This window comes from Sphingomonas sp. (genome assembly GCF_964263785.1).
Classification (GTDB): domain Bacteria; phylum Pseudomonadota; class Alphaproteobacteria; order Sphingomonadales; family Sphingomonadaceae; genus Sphingomonas.
In genome coordinates, this window is sequence record NZ_CAXVWL010000105.1 from 1 (window position 1) to 15,448 (window position 15,448).

At 67.8% G+C, this 15,448-nt stretch carries 16 protein-coding genes, 1 pseudogene and 1 riboswitch; of the genes and pseudogenes, 8 read left to right on the forward strand and 9 right to left on the reverse strand.

Annotated features, from left to right (window positions below; all coding sequences use genetic code 11):
- The 5 genes and pseudogenes from ACE5C1_RS13755 to ACE5C1_RS13775 form a co-directional block, all read right to left on the reverse strand.
- A pseudogene (locus ACE5C1_RS13755) lies at positions 1-402 on the reverse strand (pilus assembly protein CpaE); the annotation flags it as partial.
- 1 nt (position 403) lies between these two features.
- Positions 404-1,039, reverse strand: a complete 636-nt coding sequence (locus tag ACE5C1_RS13760) for a CpaD family pilus assembly protein (RefSeq protein ID WP_374944642.1) — start codon at positions 1,037-1,039, stop codon at positions 404-406.
- Between the two features lie 17 nt (positions 1,040-1,056).
- Positions 1,057-2,676 carry a type II and III secretion system protein family protein gene (locus tag ACE5C1_RS13765; protein ID WP_374944643.1) on the reverse strand — a complete coding sequence of 540 codons (1,620 nt, stop codon included), beginning with the start codon at positions 2,674-2,676 and terminating at the stop codon, positions 1,057-1,059.
- Positions 2,676-3,728: a Flp pilus assembly protein CpaB gene (gene cpaB, locus ACE5C1_RS13770; RefSeq protein WP_374944644.1), complete on the reverse strand. Its 1,053-nt coding sequence runs from the start codon at positions 3,726-3,728 to the stop codon at positions 2,676-2,678. The genes ACE5C1_RS13765 and cpaB overlap by 1 nt, the downstream gene beginning before the upstream one ends.
- A 48-nt stretch (positions 3,729-3,776) precedes the next feature.
- A complete protein-coding gene (locus ACE5C1_RS13775; RefSeq protein WP_374944645.1) occupies positions 3,777-4,247 on the reverse strand; it encodes a prepilin peptidase in 471 nt (156 codons plus the stop codon).
- A 49-nt stretch (positions 4,248-4,296) separates the two neighbouring features.
- On the opposite strand from ACE5C1_RS13775, the gene ACE5C1_RS13780 reads away from it, so the two are divergent.
- Positions 4,297-5,202 (forward strand): alpha/beta fold hydrolase, encoded by a 906-nt coding sequence (locus tag ACE5C1_RS13780; protein ID WP_374944646.1) that lies wholly within the window; start codon positions 4,297-4,299, stop codon positions 5,200-5,202.
- Positions 5,199-6,284 carry an NAD(P)/FAD-dependent oxidoreductase gene (locus ACE5C1_RS13785; protein WP_374944647.1) on the forward strand — a complete coding sequence of 362 codons (1,086 nt, stop codon included), beginning with the start codon at positions 5,199-5,201 and terminating at the stop codon, positions 6,282-6,284. Before ACE5C1_RS13780 ends, ACE5C1_RS13785 begins: the two co-directional genes overlap by 4 nt.
- Here the strand turns inward: ACE5C1_RS13785 and ACE5C1_RS13790 are convergent.
- The 4 genes from ACE5C1_RS13790 to ispH all read right to left on the reverse strand — a co-directional run bounded on the left by ACE5C1_RS13790 (position 6,257) and on the right by ispH (position 9,263).
- On the reverse strand, positions 6,257-6,646 hold the full coding sequence (locus ACE5C1_RS13790) for a hypothetical protein (protein ID WP_374944648.1): 390 nt from the start codon (positions 6,644-6,646) through the stop codon (positions 6,257-6,259). The two genes, ACE5C1_RS13785 and ACE5C1_RS13790, sit on opposite strands and share 28 nt — an antisense overlap.
- A gap of 223 nt (positions 6,647-6,869) precedes the next feature.
- On the reverse strand, positions 6,870-7,322 hold the full coding sequence (gene rnhA, locus ACE5C1_RS13795) for a ribonuclease HI (RefSeq protein ID WP_374944649.1): 453 nt from the start codon (positions 7,320-7,322) through the stop codon (positions 6,870-6,872).
- A complete protein-coding gene (gene thrB, locus ACE5C1_RS13800) occupies positions 7,319-8,278 on the reverse strand; it encodes a homoserine kinase (RefSeq protein WP_374944650.1) in 960 nt (319 codons plus the stop codon). The genes rnhA and thrB overlap by 4 nt, the downstream gene beginning before the upstream one ends.
- 1 nt (position 8,279) lies before the next feature.
- Positions 8,280-9,263 (reverse strand): 4-hydroxy-3-methylbut-2-enyl diphosphate reductase, encoded by a 984-nt coding sequence (ispH, locus tag ACE5C1_RS13805; RefSeq protein WP_374944651.1) that lies wholly within the window; start codon positions 9,261-9,263, stop codon positions 8,280-8,282.
- A gap of 79 nt (positions 9,264-9,342) precedes the next feature.
- On the opposite strand from ispH, the gene ACE5C1_RS13810 reads away from it, so the two are divergent.
- The 6 genes from ACE5C1_RS13810 to ACE5C1_RS13835 all read left to right on the forward strand — a co-directional run bounded on the left by ACE5C1_RS13810 (position 9,343) and on the right by ACE5C1_RS13835 (position 15,331).
- Complete coding sequence (locus ACE5C1_RS13810) at positions 9,343-9,993, forward strand: hypothetical protein (RefSeq protein ID WP_374944652.1); 651 nt, start codon at positions 9,343-9,345, stop codon at positions 9,991-9,993.
- Positions 9,994-10,053: 60 nt separating this feature from the next.
- Positions 10,054-10,157: riboswitch (glycine riboswitch) on the forward strand.
- Positions 10,158-10,317: 160 nt separating this feature from the next.
- On the forward strand, positions 10,318-11,451 hold the full coding sequence (gene gcvT / locus ACE5C1_RS13815) for a glycine cleavage system aminomethyltransferase GcvT (RefSeq protein ID WP_374944653.1): 1,134 nt from the start codon (positions 10,318-10,320) through the stop codon (positions 11,449-11,451).
- 5 nt (positions 11,452-11,456) lie between these two features.
- Complete coding sequence (gcvH, locus tag ACE5C1_RS13820; RefSeq protein ID WP_374944654.1) at positions 11,457-11,828, forward strand: glycine cleavage system protein GcvH; 372 nt, start codon at positions 11,457-11,459, stop codon at positions 11,826-11,828.
- Positions 11,829-11,986: 158 nt separating this feature from the next.
- Entirely contained in the window at positions 11,987-13,345 is a 1,359-nt protein-coding gene (gcvPA, locus tag ACE5C1_RS13825) for an aminomethyl-transferring glycine dehydrogenase subunit GcvPA (RefSeq protein ID WP_374944655.1), read from the forward strand.
- Entirely contained in the window at positions 13,342-14,913 is a 1,572-nt protein-coding gene (gene gcvPB, locus ACE5C1_RS13830; RefSeq protein WP_374944656.1) for an aminomethyl-transferring glycine dehydrogenase subunit GcvPB, read from the forward strand. Before gcvPA ends, gcvPB begins: the two co-directional genes overlap by 4 nt.
- Positions 14,903-15,331 (forward strand): type II toxin-antitoxin system PemK/MazF family toxin, encoded by a 429-nt coding sequence (locus tag ACE5C1_RS13835; RefSeq protein ID WP_374944657.1) that lies wholly within the window; start codon positions 14,903-14,905, stop codon positions 15,329-15,331. Before gcvPB ends, ACE5C1_RS13835 begins: the two co-directional genes overlap by 11 nt.
- Positions 15,332-15,448: the final 117 nt, after the last annotated feature.

Genomic DNA, 15,448 nt, shown 5'->3' on the forward strand with positions numbered 1-15,448 from the left:
CATCGCCTGCGCGTGCGTGAAGGAATCGCGCAGCATGTCGGGCGACAACGGCTTGAGCAGGTAATCCTGAATGCCGCTGGCGACTAGGTCGCGGTACAGCCGGACGTCGTTGACCTGCCCGCTGGCGATCACCACCGTGCCCGGCTCGCACACTTCGGCGAGCGCATTGATGTCGTTCAGCGGATCGCCGGATTCGGCCAGATCGACGAACAGGATCTGCGGGCTCGCCGAAACCGACAGCGACTGGACCGCGTTGCGCAGGCCGCCGCGGTTGACCTTGTCGGGCGACCAGCCCAGCTCCAGCGCGATCGGCCGGATCGCCTCGGCGGTCGTCTCGTCGCAGACATAAGCGGTGAAGGGCTCGCGGTGCGCGGCACCGGCGGGTTTCCAGGGTGCGTTCATTCTACTTGCCTCCTGCGCCAGCGGATTCGACCTTGCCGCCGCCGTTGCCGGTCGTCTGCGCCTTGCGGTACGTGTCGATCGCGCGGTAGCTGACCCGCGGGTCGGCGCCGGTCGTGCTGCCTTGCCCGCGAACCAGATCGCCCGGGTTGGCGACCATCGCCGCCACGTTGGTGTTCACCGCGCAGCCGTAGTTGGATGAGGTGTTGCTGTCGAACTCGTGCGCCGAATCGCGGCTCCAGTCGGGGCATCCGGGCACGTCCGCCTTCAGCCGGCTGACGACGACGCGGATCGTGGAGGGCGCGACGGAGGCACCGGTGACCGGCGCGTCGTCGGACAGCAACAGCCCCGATCGCGCGACGATGCCGCCGACGTCCCGGCGTGCGCCGCGCGCATTTTCCGGGTCATCGACCGCGACCCGGTCGCCGTAGCCGAGATGCATCGATCCGAACCAGCCGGCCAGCCGCTGCGCCTCGCCCGGCGCCAGGCCGTCGCCCTGCGTCGCGAGGTCGAGCGCATAGTCATGCCGCGCGACGACCGGCTGGTGCACCGATTCGATGCCGCGGTTTTGGGTGCCCATGCATCCGCCCAGTGTCAGGGCAGGGATGGCGGCGGCGAGGAGGAGAAGCGATCTGGTCATGGACAGGGTCCTTCGCATCAGTTCGAGAAGCCGGGTGCGGGCGCATCGCCGCGCTTGCCCTTCTTGGGCTTGGCGTCCGGCTTGGCCGCCGGCGGGCGGGTGCCCGCGGGCGCGGCCTGTACCGGTGCGACGGCGCCGATCGAAGGGGGCGGCGATCCGGTGGGCGGCACCATCGTCGCCACCGGCCGGCGTTCGCCGGTCGTGCCGCCGCTCAATTGGCCCAGCAGCACCCGGCCGAGATCGCTCGGCGCCTTGTAGCCATCGGTCGGCAGCGCGATGTCGGCGGCGTTGTTGACCGGCTTCACCAGATACGGCGTGATCACGATTACCAGCTCGGTCTCGTTGCGCTGGAACTGGTTGGAGCGGAGCAGCGCGCCGATCACCGGCAGGTCGCTCAAACCCGGCGTCTTGTCATACGTGTTGTTGTGGCTGTTCGACAGCAGGCCGCTGATCATCATGCTCTGGCCGGAGCCGAGCTCGACGGTGGTCTCGGTCCGCCGGGTGGTGAGCCCGGGCACGCGGGTGCCGCCGAGCGTGACCGCGTTGGAGTAATCCAGCTGCGACACTTCGGGGCGGACCCGCATCGAGATGCGTCCGTCCGCCAGCACGGTCGGCGTGTAGGACAGGCCGACGCCATATTGCTTGTACTCGACCGTCACCGCGCCGAGTCCCTGCGACACCGGGATCGGCACTTCGCCACCGGCCAGGAAAGTGCCGGTCTCGCCCGACAATGCGGTGAGATTGGGGTTTGCGAGCGTCGTCACTTGACCCACCGTCTCGCCGAGGTCGAGCGCGCCGAGCAGGTCGAGGCCCAACAATTTTGTGAGGAAGCCGAAGGTGGTGCGTTGACTGCCCGGCGTGATCGCCGTGCCGGGGATGGTGCCGGCGCACTGACCGGTGGCCGAGATCGGCGGCAAACACGTCGCCGCGGTCGAGCCGATCCCGAGGGGGCCGCCCAGCGCATTGAATTGCGACGTGGTGGTGCGGCCGGTGCCGATGCCGAACTTGAAGCCGCCGGTGCCGTCGAGCGTGGTCAGATTGCTGCCGATGTTCTTGGCGAAGGTGCGGCTCACCTCCGCGATCCGAACCTGCAGGTTGACCTGCAACGGGGTCGCGGTCTTCAGCCGCGACAGCACCTTGGTCGATTCGCCGACATAGGCCTGCACCAGCCGCTCGGCTTCCGCCGCATCGTCGGGCGCCGCGACCGTGCCGGTCAGCAGCACCAGGCCGTTCATCGGCGTCGCGACGATCGTCGCTTCTGGCATCGCCAGGCGCAGCATCGAGCCGACCGAGTCGTAATTGTTGCCGACCCGGACGGTCGCGGCATAGACGACGCCGCCGCCTTTGGTGGTCGCCGAGATCGTCGTCTCGCCGGTCTTCTTGCCGAAGACATAGAGCTGGGTCGGCGATCGGACCTGGACGTCGGCGATCGAATCGTCGGCGACGAACAGGTCGCTCATCGGCCGTGCCAGCGTCACCAGCCGGCCGCGGCCGGTGTTGACCTGGACGGTCTGGAGGCTACCCCCGGTCCGCGCGGCGGGTGTCACGCGGGGCTTCTCGGGTGCTGCTCCGGCGGGAGCGGCGGCGATCAGGGCTGCCGCAAGCGGCCAGCCGATCGGCATAAGTGCGATGCGCATCAGTTCTTCCCCCCGACAGGTACGACGGTCACAGTGTTGCCGCGCGCAACCCGCACGACTGGGCCCAGCGTCACGGCAGGTGCCGATCCCGGGAAGCTCGCGCCCGATCCCGCGGCGATGGGCGCTCCGCTCGGTCCACCCATTCCGCCCCCGGACGGCTTGCTCGGCACCGTGGAGCGCTGGAAACGCGAGACGTCGGCGCCGGTGGCGAAGGTCGATCCGCCAGTGGTCGGCTGACCGGCCAGTTTGACCAGCATGGCCTTTTCGGCCTTGGCGTCACCGTTGGTTGGCACCTTGACCTCGCCGGACGCAATGGCTTCCTCCAGCTCGGCTGGATTGTCCGCGATCGATCGCAACGACAGCGACAGCGCGCCGACGGTCTGCGCGACCGCGATCTGTTCCGCGACCCTGGGCGTGCCCTCGACGGTCACGGTGCCGAAGGTGCGTACGACGGTCTTGCCGTCCTCGCCCACCGTATTGTCGGTGCGCTGGTCGGTGGCGAGCACGCGGACGTTGCGCAGGATCGTCTCCGATACCTTGAGCGGCTGACCGTCGCCGCCGCCCGCGACCTGCTGCGTCAGCACCAGGTCGATGCGATCGCCCGGAAAGACGAAGCCCGCGACCGATGTCTGGGCCGATACTGGAAAGGTGACCGCCCGCATCCCCGGCCCGAGTGCTGCGGCCAGGAAGCCGCGATCGCCCGGCTTCACCAGCGCGCCCTGCGTTACCGGCTGTCCCGCGGTGATCGCGTTGCGCACCACGGTGCCCTGCAATTGCTTCAGGTCGGCCTTGCCCTGGATGAAATAGGCATTGTCGACCAGCTCCTTGGGCCATGGCTGAAACTTCAGCGCGGTGGCGTCCAGGATCGTGCCGACCGGCAGCGCGCGGGTGGCGACCAGCACGCCAGGTCCGTCGACGACGACGGTTTGGGAATTGATCGAGGCGGAGGCGGGCGCGGTGGCGCTGCCCGTCATCAGCGTGCGTGCGAAGAACGCGGTGATCGCAGCGACGATCAGCGCGCCTGCCAGCAACATGATTTTGCGACTATCCATGGCGAATGCGTGCCTTTCGAGCGCGGCCGGTTGGTCCAGCCTTCAACATCAAGGAAATTGGTTAAGTATCGGTTCACGCAATGTGAGCAGCGCTGCGACCACGATCGCGACGCCGTACGGCACCTCGATCACGCCTTCGCGCCGGGCGAACCCGTGCTCGGCCAGCATCACCGCGGTCAGCACGCCGCCGATCATCGACATCACGATCAGCATCCATGCCAGCGACCCGACCGGCAGCCAGAGCGCCAGCGCGGCGATCAGCTTGACGTCGCCGCCGCCCATCCAGCCGAATCGGAACGCGACCGCGAATGCCGCCAGTGCGACCATCGCGACCCCGATCTGCATCGCTACCCCTGGCCAAAAACCCACGCCCGCGGCCCACCACCAGACGGGCGCGAGCAGCGCGATGGCGGCGTTCTTCCGATTGGCGATCTCGCGCGTGCGCACGTCCTCGATCCCCGCCGACAGGAGCAGGAGGCCGAGGATCGCGAGCATGGCGGTCGAAAACGACAGGTTCATGGCCGCGAGGCTAGACGCGACCGCTTACGAAACCGTAACCACGTGAACGATGACCGACCCGCGCCGTACCATTCCCGCGAGCGCGACCGTCTCGCGCTGGATTACCCCTGACGGCTGGCCGCTGCGCCGCTTCGACTGGCCCGCCACCGATTCGCGTGGGGTTCTGGTGTTCCAGCCCGGGCGTGCCGATGTGTTCGAAAAGTATCTCGAGGCGTTCGCGCACTGGCACGCCGCGGGCTGGAGCATCGTCGCGTTCGACTGGCGCGGGCATGGCGGATCGGGGCGTCCGCCGCTCGACGTTGCCCACGGCGAGTTCGCGACCGCGATCCGGGATCTGGCGGCGGTCTGGCGTACGTTGCCGCGGAACAAGCCGCGGGTGCTGCTCGGCCATTCGATGGGGGGCTTCCTCGCGCTCCGCGCTGCGGTCGAGCAGGCGGTGGACCCCGATGCGCTGGTCCTGGTTGCACCGATGCTCGGCCTGCGCAGTCCGCTCGGCCGGTTCAGCGCGCCCGTGTCGCGCTTCCTGCGCGACCGGGGCGATCCTGCGCGGCTCGCCTGGAAGACCAACGAACGTCCCGATTCGCGAGTCGCGCGCCAGCCGCTGCTGACCACCGATGTCGCGCGCTACGCCGACGAGACGTGGTGGCACGCGCAGGCTCCCGATCACGCCCCCAGCCCGCCAAGCTGGGCATGGCTGGCCGAATCGTTCGAAGCGACCGGCGCGCTGGCACGCGATCCGCGCCTCGCCACGCTGGCGCCGCCGGTGCTGCTGCTCGTCGCCGATCACGACGGCCTGGTCGACGCACGCGCCGCGGTGAAGGTGGCGACGCGGCTGCGCGGTGCGACGCTGCTCCGTTTCGGGCCCGAGTCGGCGCACGAAATCCTGCGTGAGGCCGATCCGGTCCGCGACCGGGCGCTGTCCGCGATCGACGCCTTTCTGGCCCGCATGGCGTGACCTACGACATTGCCATCGTCGGCGCCGGCATCGCGGGCGCCAGCCTGGCGGCCAAGCTCGCGCCACACGCCCGCGTCCTCATAGTTGAGGGCGAATCGACCCCCGGCTATCACGCGACCGGGCGTTCGGCCGCCTTCTGGTCGGAAACCTACGGCGGCCCCGCGATCCAGCCGCTGACGACCGCCTCGGGCCCGGCGCTGCGGGCCGGCGGCTTCCTCGAACCGCTCGGCTCGCTCCACATCGGCCGCGCCGCCGACGCCGCGGCGATCGACGCCTTCATGGCCGAATTCGCAGGGAGCGCAGTGCCGCTGGAACGAGTCGATCCCGCCGCGGCCGTCCCCGGGCTGCGCCCCGAATGGACCCTCGGCGTGCTCGAGCCCAGTTGCGCCTACATCGACGTTGCCGCGCTTCACGCCGCCACGCTCGCCACCGCCCGCCGCCATGGCGCCCCCCTTGTGACGGGCGCCGCGCTTCACGCCGCCGAGCGCCAGGATGGCCGCTGGCGTCTCGAAACGGGGGCAGGCGCGTTCGACGCCGAGATCCTGGTGAACGCCGCCGGCGCCTGGGCCGACACGGTCGCGCAGGCCGCAGGCGTCGCGCCGATCGGCATCCGCGCGTACCGCCGCACCATTGCCCAGCTGCGCACCGATCCCGCACCGCCGCCGGGCATGCCCCATGTTGCCGACATCTCAGGCCATTTCTACTTCAAGCCCGAGGCGGGCGGGCGGCTATGGCTCAGCCCGCACGACGAAACCCTCGTCGACCCGCACGACGTCGCGCCCGAGGAACTCGACGTCGCGGTGGCCATCGACCGCTTCGAACACGTCGTCGACTGGCAGGTCGCCGCGGTCGAGCGCCGCTGGGCGGGCCTGCGCAGCTTCGCGCCCGACCGCCTGCCGGTCTACGGCTTCGATGCGAGCGTCCCCGGCTTCTTCTGGTGCGCAGGGCAGGGCGGCTTCGGCATCCAGACCGCCCCCGCCGCCGCCATGCTGGCGGCAAGCGTGCTGCTCGAGCGTGCGCCCGCTGCCGCGATAGCGGGCATCGACCCGGCAGCCTACGCGCCGAGCCGCCTAAGGACCTGATTTTCGCGTCCACCCAAGTACGCATCTGACATTGGGCGTGATCGCATGGTCCTGTAAGTTCGCGATCTCGGCGGAGGAACAGGATGGCACATTATCACGCCTTTGGCGGTCAAATCGTCGTCGATGGTCACCTGATCGAACCGCGGGCCAAGTCCTTCGACGATACCGCATGGACGAACGAACATTATCTGACCTTCGAGCTGACAACACCCCTTCGCGGCTTTCGATTCCACACCGATGGCGTAGACCTGCCGGGTCGCGCCGCATCCGGTGAGGAAGGCCGGTGGATGTCGTTCGGCGATGTCATCCTGCCCCGCGACGAAATCGTCCAGACCCTGGCTCTGCCCGGATATTTCAGCCACCTGTCGCTCGTCATCGCGCCGATCGGCTGCGTCATCAACCTCGGCGTGGTCGCGCCGAAATGGAAGGGCAGGGGAACGGGGTTGCAGCCCGAATACGTCCGCGGCGAACCGTTTATATTCCGGCGCACCGACATGACGTCGTTCGCCGACGACTATGCCTATGCCGAAGGCAGGCCCGGCGCCTACCCCAAAGGTCCATTGAGCGCCGCGAGCGATCGTTCGCCTAGGTCCGCTTTCCCGCCGCCACCGCCGCATCGCTCGCGAGCTTGTCGACACGCTCGTTGTCCGGGTGCCCGGCATGCCCCTTCACCCACACCCATTTGACGACATGGCGGTCGACCGCCGCGATCAGCGCGTGCCAGAGCTCGGCGTTCTTCACCGGCTTCTTGTCCGCGGTCCGCCAGCCGTTGCGCTTCCAGCCCGCCACCCATTTGGTCAGCCCGTCCATCACGTATCGGCTGTCGGTCGACAGCGTCACCTCGCACGGCCGCGTCAGCGCGTTCAGCGCCTGGATCGCCGCGGTCATCTCCATGCGGTTGTTGGTCGTCACCGCCTCGCCGCCGGACAATTCCTTCTCATGCTCCCCCATGCGGATTAGCGCCCCCCAGCCGCCCGGCCCCGGATTGCCCTTGCACGCGCCGTCGGTGGCGATGTCGACCTTTGTCAGTTCGCTCATGCCACTCGCTTCGCCAGCGCCGGATCGTAATGGCGCAGCCGCCGCATGTAGGCGAGCGGGTCTTTGCGGGTCACCAGCGCATCGGCGGGCGTATTGAGCCAGTCCCAGGCGCGCGACAGCGCGAAACGGATGCACGCGCCGCTCGCGAGCTTCTGAAATTCGGCGGTCTCGAACGGCGACAACGCGAACCGGCGGCCATAACCCTCGATCAGCGCATCGCCGATCTGGGGAGCATAAATCGATCCGGCGGCATTAAAGGACCAGGCGGAGTGCATGACGGCAAGGTCATAGACGCGGATGTCGGTGCAGGCGAAATAGAAATCGATCAGGCCCGCCACCTCGTCGCCGAGCATCAGGACGTTGTCGGGGAACAGGTCGGCGTGAATCGCGATATGATCGAAATCGTCGTCGAACCAGAACGAGGTGACGTCCTCGATCGCGAAGCCGAGGTCGTCGTACAGGCCGGGCGCGATATTGTTCAGGCTGCGCCCGCACCGCTCGAATAGCGGCTGCCACGTCCTGAACCCCATCGAATTGGCGCGGGTCGGCGCAAAGTCGGCGACCGCGGCGTGCATGTCCGCCATCGCTTGCCCCGCAGCCCGCGCCTGCTTCGGTGTGGGATGCGAGAGCGACACGCCGGGCAGGAAACGGATGAGGCACGCAGGCCGCCCTTCCAGTTCCTTGATCGCCACGCCCAAACGATCCTTAATCGCGGGCGGTACGGCCAGGCCCTTGGCCGCCAGATGATCGAGCAACGCCATGAAGAACGGCAAGTCCCCCGCCTCGACGCGCTTCTCGTACAAGGTCAGGATGAACCGCCCGCGCGTCGTGTCGACGAGGTAGTTGGAATTCTCCACCCCCTCGGCGATCCCCTTGGCCGACACCAGTTCGCCGACGTCGTAATCGGCCAGGAACGCGCTCAGCGCCTCGGCGGAAACCTGGGTATAGACCGCCACGTCAGGCTGCGGCTTCGAGCCCGCGCGGCAGCTTGAACGCGATTGTCTCGCGCGTCGTCTCTTCCTCGCGTTCGATCACGTCGTACCGCGTCGCCAGCCGGTCGACGAGCTCGCGCACCAGCAGCTCGGGCGCCGACGCGCCGGCGGTGATGCCCAGCGTGCCGACGCCCTCCAGGAACTCCCAGTCGAGCTCGTCAGCGCGCTGGATCAGCCGTGCCGGCACCCCCTCGCGCTCCGCGACCTCGACGAGGCGCACCGAGTTCGACGAATTGGGCGCGCCGATCACCAGCATCGCATCGACCGACGCCGCGATCGCCTTCACCGCGGCCTGCCGATTCGAGGTCGCGTAGCAGATGTCCTCGCCTCGTGGCGCCTGCATCAGCGGAAAGCGCCGCTGCAACGTCGCGACCACCGCCGCGGTGTCGTCGACCGACAGCGTCGTCTGGGTGAGAAACGCAAGGTTCGCCGGGTCAGGCGGCGAAAAGGCCTCCGCATCGGCGGCGGTCTCGATCAGCGACATCGCGCCCGCGGGCACCTGTCCGAACGTCCCGATCACCTCGGGGTGCCCGGTGTGGCCGATGAACACGATATGCCGCCCCGCCGCCACCAGCCGTTCGGCCTGGCGATGGACCTTCGACACCAAGGGGCAGGTCGCGTCGAGATAGTCTAGTCCCCGGTCGTCCGCCGCCGCGGGCACCGACTTGGGCACGCCATGCGCCGAAAACACCACCGGCGCGCCGTCGGGAACCTCGTCCAGCTCCTCGACGAACACCGCGCCCTTCGCGCGCAGGCTGTCGACGACGAACTTGTTGTGGACGATCTCGTGGCGGACATAGACCGGCGCCCCGTGCTTCTCGATCGCTAGTTCGACGATCCGGATAGCGCGGTCCACGCCTGCGCAGAATCCGCGCGGCGCGGCGATGAGGAGCTCCAGCACCGGCTTGGGCGCGGCGGACGGGGAGGGGGCGGGGACGGCTTCGATCACGCGCCCCGCCTTACGCGATTGCCTGCCAGCGGCAAAGCCGGTTATGGCGCAGGCGCTCCCCAACAAAGGTATGCGTCCCGTGAAGGCTCTCGTTCTCCATCCGTCTGTCTGGGCGCTCCCCGTCCTCGCCGTTCTGGGCGGCTGCGCCAAGAGCGGCGAGATCGACGCGACAGGAGGGATCAGCGCGGTGCGCTCCGCCTGCCCGATCGTCGGCGTGCCCGCGGGCACCGGCGACGTCACGCTCTTCGCGCCCGAGACTAGCCGCGACGAGAGCGCGATCGATGTCGTCGCGTCGATCACCAACGTTCGCGGCGCCTGCGCCGATGCCACCGACCAGATCACGTCGACCGTCACCTTCGAGGTCCGCGCGACGCGTACCCGCACCGAAGCGCCGCGCGACGTCGTCCTGCCGTATTTCATCACAATGGTCCGCGGCGGCAGCAACGTCGTCGCCAAGCGGGTCGGCCGCGTGAGCGTCCACTTCGATGCGGGGCAAGCGCGTGCCTCGACGACCGGGCAGGGGATCGGCTACGTCAGCCGCGCCGCCGCGACGCTCCCGGACGAGATCCGCCAGCAGATCACCCGCAAGCGCAAGGCCGGCGACGAGGATGCCGCCACCGATCCGCTGACCAAGCCCGAGGTCCGCCAGGCGGTGCTGCGCGCGTCGTTCGAGGCGCTGGTCGGCTTCCAGCTCACCGACGCGCAATTACGGTACAACGCGACGCGGTGACCGATTGACTCGGGCGCCTCGCGCGGCCAAACCTCGGGGGTCGATGGCGGTCAATCGCCATGGCAGCGCGCGGGAGAGAGCCCTCCGACCTTCACCGGTCGAGCGGGACGCCGAAGGAGCAACCGCCCCGGAATCTCTCAGGCACAACGGACCGCGCGCGGCGTCGACACTCTGGAAAGCGGACATGGGCTTCGAGCCTGAGTCCCACCGAAGGGGTAAGCGGGTACGCCCGCGAAAGCTCTCAGGTTCAAGCGACAGAGGGGGTTCGAGACGATCGACCGGTCCGTAAAGGGCTGGTCGCGACCCCTTCGACGGAGTGCGACCGTGAGCGATATCGACTTTGCCGACGAGGAAATCGTCGAGATACAACAGCTTCCGCTCGATAGCTGGCACGTCGCCCGCGGCGGCCGGATGGTCGACTTCGCCGGCTACCGGATGCCCGTCCAATACGACGGCATCATGGCCGAGCACCTCTGGACCCGCGAGCATGCCGGGCTGTTCGACGTCAGCCACATGGGGCAGCTTGTTTTCACCGGCGAGGGCGCCGCAAAAGCGCTCGAAGCCGTCATTCCCGGCGACGTGACCGGGCTCGGCGACGGCCGCATGCGCTATTCGCTGTTGCTCGGCGAGGACGGGGGCATCCTCGACGATCTCATGCTCACCAAACGCGGCGACGAACTCTACATGGTCGTCAACGGCGCGACCAAATACGACGATATCGGCTATCTGCTCGATCATCTGCCCGACGAGGTGACGATGAACCTGCTCGACGAGCAGGCGCTCCTTGCCTTGCAGGGCCCAGAAGCTGTCACCGCGCTCGCCCGGCTGATCCCCGGCGTTGCGGCGCTGACCTTCATGACCGCAGCCGCCTTCGACTGGCAGGGGCATGCGCTCTGGACCAGCCGCTCGGGCTACACCGGCGAGGACGGCTTCGAGATATCGCTGCCGGCGCAAGCCGCGGAAGCGTTCGCCGATGCGTTGCTGGAACAGAAGGAAGTCAAACCGGTCGGTCTCGGTGCACGCGATTCGCTGCGGCTCGAGGCCGGGCTGCCGCTCTACGGCCACGATCTCGACCCCGAGACCACCCCGGTCGCCGCCGATCTCGGCTTCGCGCTGTCGAAACGCCGCCGCGAGGCCGCCGATTTCGCGGGTGCGGCGCGCATCCTCGCCGAACGCACCGACGGTCCCGCCACCAAACGCGTCGGCATCCTCGTCGACGGCAAGCAGCCGGTGCGCGAAGGCGCGACCGTCGTCGACGCGGACAACGCGCCGGTCGGCAAGGTCACCAGCGGCGGCTTTGCCCCCACCGTCGGCGCGCCCGTAGCGATGGCCTACGTGCCGTCTGCGATGGCTGCCCCCGGCACCCCTGTCCGCTTGTTTCAGCGCGGCAGGATCCACACCGGAACCGTCGCCGCTATGCCCTTCGTTTCCCACCGCTACGTCCGCGCAGGAGTGTAAGTGATATGAGCCGCTATTTCACCCAGGATCACGAATGGGTCGATGTCGATGGCGACATCGGCACTGTCGGCATCAGCGAATATGCGCAGAGCCAGTTGGGCGACATCGTCTTCGTCGACGTTCCCGAAGATGGCAAGGAACTGACCAAGGGTGACGAGGCCGCGGTCGTCGAATCGGTCAAGGCCGCGTCCGACGTCTATGCGCCCGTCTCTGGCACCGTCATCGAAGGCAATGCCGCGCTCACCGACGAACCCGCGCTGGTCAACAGCGACGCGGAAGAGGACGGCTGGTTCTTCAAGTTGACTCTGAGCGATCCCGCGGAACTGGCGGAATTGATGGACGAAACTGCCTACGAGGCCTTCGTCGCGAAGCTGTGATTTGTTCTCCCCTCCCTGCAAGGGAGGGGGCAGGGGGGTGGGTGCGCGGCGCAGCCGCGCTCCGACGTCAGCTCTAAAAGCGGCGGTCGCGCATCGAGCCCGCCCGCCGCTAACCCACCCCCAACCCCTCCCTTGCAGGGAGGGGAGAAGGAACCAGAATGCGCTACCTCCCCCTGACCCAGCCCGACCGCGACGCGATGCTCCGCGTCGTCGGCGCCGATTCGATCGACGCGCTCTTCGTCGACGTGCCCGCACAGGCGCAGCTCGATGGCCCGATTCACGATCTGCCGATGCATGCGTCCGAACTTGCGGTCGAACGCCACATGACCGCATTGGCTCGCAAGAACACCATCGCAGGCGAGGTCCCCTTCTTTCTCGGCTGCGGCGCGTACCGCCACCACGTTCCCGCGTCGGTCGATCACCTGATCCAGCGCGGCGAGTTCCTGACCGCCTACACGCCCTACCAGCCCGAGATCGCGCAGGGCACGCTGCAGATGCTGTTCGAATTCCAGACCCAGGTCGCGCGGCTGCTCGGCACCGACGTCGCCAACGCCTCGATGTACGACGGCTCCACCGCATGTTGGGAAGCCATCGTCATGGCGCGCCGTATCACGCGGCGAAGCAAAGCGATTCTTTCGGCCGGGCTCCACCCGCACTACGTCTCGGTCGCGAAGACGATGGCGAAATACACTGGCGACACGCTGGAGACGACCGCGCCGTGGCTGGTCGCCGACACCGATCTCGACCGGCTGATCGCCGGGATCGACGACGAAACGAGCTGCGTCGTCGTCCAGTATCCCGACATCCTCGGCCGCATCGCCGATCTCCGCCCGCTGGCCGACGCGTGCCACGCGAAGAAGGCACTCCTGGTCGCGGTCGTCACCGAACCCGTCGCACTCGGCGCGATTGTATCGCCCGGCGAAATGGACGCCGACATCGTCGTCGGCGAAGGCCAGTCAATCGGCGTCGGTCTCCAGTTCGGAGGGCCTTACGTCGGCCTGTTCGGCTGCAAGGACAAATACGTCCGCCAGATGCCGGGGCGGCTGTGCGGCGAGACGATCGATGCGGACGGTCGCCGCGGCTTCGTGCTAACGCTTTCCACACGCGAACAGCATATCCGGCGCGAGAAGGCGACGAGCAATATCTGCACGAACTCAGGGCTTTGCGCGCTGGCCTTTTCAATCCACATGACCCTGCTCGGCGAAGCGGGCCTGCGCGCTCTGGCCGCGACCAATCACGCAGGCGCGGTCGCCGCGGCTGAGCGCCTTTCGCAGGTGCCTGGCGTGCGGCTCGTGAACGACAGTTTTTTCAACGAGTTCACGCTCGAACTTCCCAAGGCTGCAAGGCCTGTCGTCCGCACCCTTGCCGATCGTGGCATGCTGGCCGGCGTGTCGCTGGGGCGACTCTACCCCGACGAAAGCGGCCTTACCAACGGCCTGGTCGTCGCGGTCACCGAAACGACAACGGCGGACGACGTCGAAACCCTTGCGACTGCGCTTACGGAGGTGCTGGCATGACGATCAACGCAAGCGGCTGGCGCCCCGAAGTGCCATCGTCAAACCCCGGCGGCGTCCCTGCGACGTCGACCGGCAACAAGGCGCTGATGCTGGAGGAAGCGCTGATCTTCGAGATCGGCGACGCGTCCACGACCGGGGTCGAGGTCGCCGCTCCCGGGGCGGTCGAGTCGCGCCTCGGCCGTCTCGCCCGCACCGCCGCCATCGGCCTCCCCGGTATGTCGGAGCCCGAGACCGTCCGCCACTACACCCGCCTCAGCCGCCAGAACTACGCCATCGACCTTGGGCTGTTCCCGCTCGGATCGTGCACGATGAAGCACAATCCGCGCCTCAACGAAAAGATGGCGCGGCTCCCCGGCTTCGCCGACGTCCACCCGCTCCAGCCCGTCGACACGGTGCAGGGTGCGCTCGAAGTCATTCACCAGCTCGCGCATTGGCTGGTGACGCTGACCGGCATGGACTCGGTGGCGATGAGCCCCAAGGCGGGCGCGCACGGCGAGCTTTGCGGCATCCTGGCGATCAAGGCCGCGCTGGCGGCGCGTGGCGACGGCGCACGCACGACGATCCTGGTCCCTGAAAGCGCCCACGGCACCAACCCCGCCACCGCCGCCTTCGCGGGCTTCGCGGTCGAGAACATCCCCGCAACCGCCGAGGGCCGAGTCGATCTCGCGGCGCTCAAGGCCCGACTCGGCTCCGATATCGCCGGGGTGATGATCACCAACCCAAACACCTGCGGCCTGTTTGAGCGCGACATGTGCGCGATTTCCGAAGCCGTCCACGCGTGCGGCGGCTACGTCTATTGCGACGGAGCGAACTTCAATGCGATCGTCGGGCGGGTCCGGCCGGGCGATCTCGGCATCGACGCGATGCACATCAACCTCCACAAGACCTTCTCCACCCCACACGGCGGCGGCGGCCCGGGATCGGGCCCGGTCGTCTTCTCCGAAGCGCTCACTCCCTTCGCGCCGCTCCCCTTCGTCGAGAAGCAGGGGGATCACTTCGCGCTTGTCGAAGAAGAAACGGCAGGCGAGCATCACGCGTCCAGCTTCGGCCGCATGGTCGCCTTCCACGGCCAGATGGGCATGTTCACCCGCGCCCTGACCTATATCCTCAGCCACGGCGCGGATGGCCTGCGCCACGTCGCCGAGGACGCGGTGCTGAACGCCAATTACGTCCTGCGCAGCCTCGACGACGTTCTGAACGCCCCCTTCGGCGCCTCCGGCCCTTGCATGCACGAAGCGCTGTTCTCCGACGCCGATCTGGCGGATGGCTTCTCGACCCTGGACGTCGCCAAGGGACTGATCGACGAGGGCTTCCACCCCATGACCGTCTATTTCCCGCTAGTCGTCCACGGCGCGATGCTGGTCGAGCCCACCGAGACCGAATCGAAGGCGGCCCTAGACCAGTTCATCGCCGCGCTGCGTTCGGTCGCCGAGCGCGCGAAGGCAGGCGACACCGCGCTGAAAACCGCTCCCCACTTCGCGCCCCGCAGCCGCCTCGACGAGACCCAAGCCGCACGCAAGCCGGTGCTGGTCTGGAAAGAGCCTATGTCAGTCAGCAATGCCGCTTAGCTACTATCCCCCAGCTGGCGAAATCCTGGTATGTCACTACGACCTCGATCCGGTCGAGCCGGAGATGCGTAAGACGCGGCCCGTCGTAGTAGTAGGGCCGCGTCTCCGTCGCCGGGCGCGACTGGTTACCGTCGTACCGCTCAGTACGACAGAGCCGATACCTGTCGAGCGCTTCCAATATCGTATCGACCTCGACCCGGCTTTGCCGCCGCCCTTTGATGCGCCGGTCGCTTGGGCGAAGTGCGATATGGTCTCATCGGTGTCTCTCGACCGGCTTGACCGCTTCAAGATTCCTCGGGCGCGTTATGGCGGCCCGCGACAGTGGATGGTCGGTCGCGTTTCACCGGAACAACTAAGGGCCGTTCGGGTGGCCACGCTATGCGGTCTCGGCTTTGAGTCCTTGACAAAACACATGTAAAACATTAATTGATCTGCGTTCCCGCGCTGCGAAAGCATCGGGCTTGGAGACTGCTTTTCGCGAGCAGCCAGTTCTGCAAAGGCGATAACAAGCTGGTGGAACTGAAGTGTTCGGAAA

Bases quoted from the DNA above. Each gene is read 5' to 3' on its own strand.
- rnhA (WP_374944649.1), bottom strand. From the start codon at position 7,322: ATGAGCGAACTGACAAAGGTCGACATCGCCACCGACGGCGCGTGCAAG.
- ACE5C1_RS13835 (WP_374944657.1), top strand. From the start codon at position 14,903: ATGCCGCTTAGCTACTATCCCCCAGCTGGCGAAATCCTGGTATGTCAC.
- ACE5C1_RS13775 (WP_374944645.1), bottom strand. From the start codon at position 4,247: ATGAACCTGTCGTTTTCGACCGCCATGCTCGCGATCCTCGGCCTCCTG.
- gcvPA (WP_374944655.1), top strand. From the start codon at position 11,987: ATGCGCTACCTCCCCCTGACCCAGCCCGACCGCGACGCGATGCTCCGC.
- cpaB (WP_374944644.1), bottom strand. From the start codon at position 3,728: ATGGATAGTCGCAAAATCATGTTGCTGGCAGGCGCGCTGATCGTCGCT.
- gcvPB (WP_374944656.1), top strand. From the start codon at position 13,342: ATGACGATCAACGCAAGCGGCTGGCGCCCCGAAGTGCCATCGTCAAAC.
- ACE5C1_RS13760 (WP_374944642.1), bottom strand. From the start codon at position 1,039: ATGACCAGATCGCTTCTCCTCCTCGCCGCCGCCATCCCTGCCCTGACA.
- ACE5C1_RS13780 (WP_374944646.1), top strand. From the start codon at position 4,297: ATGACCGACCCGCGCCGTACCATTCCCGCGAGCGCGACCGTCTCGCGC.
- gcvH (WP_374944654.1), top strand. From the start codon at position 11,457: ATGAGCCGCTATTTCACCCAGGATCACGAATGGGTCGATGTCGATGGC.
- ACE5C1_RS13765 (WP_374944643.1), bottom strand. From the start codon at position 2,676: ATGCGCATCGCACTTATGCCGATCGGCTGGCCGCTTGCGGCAGCCCTG.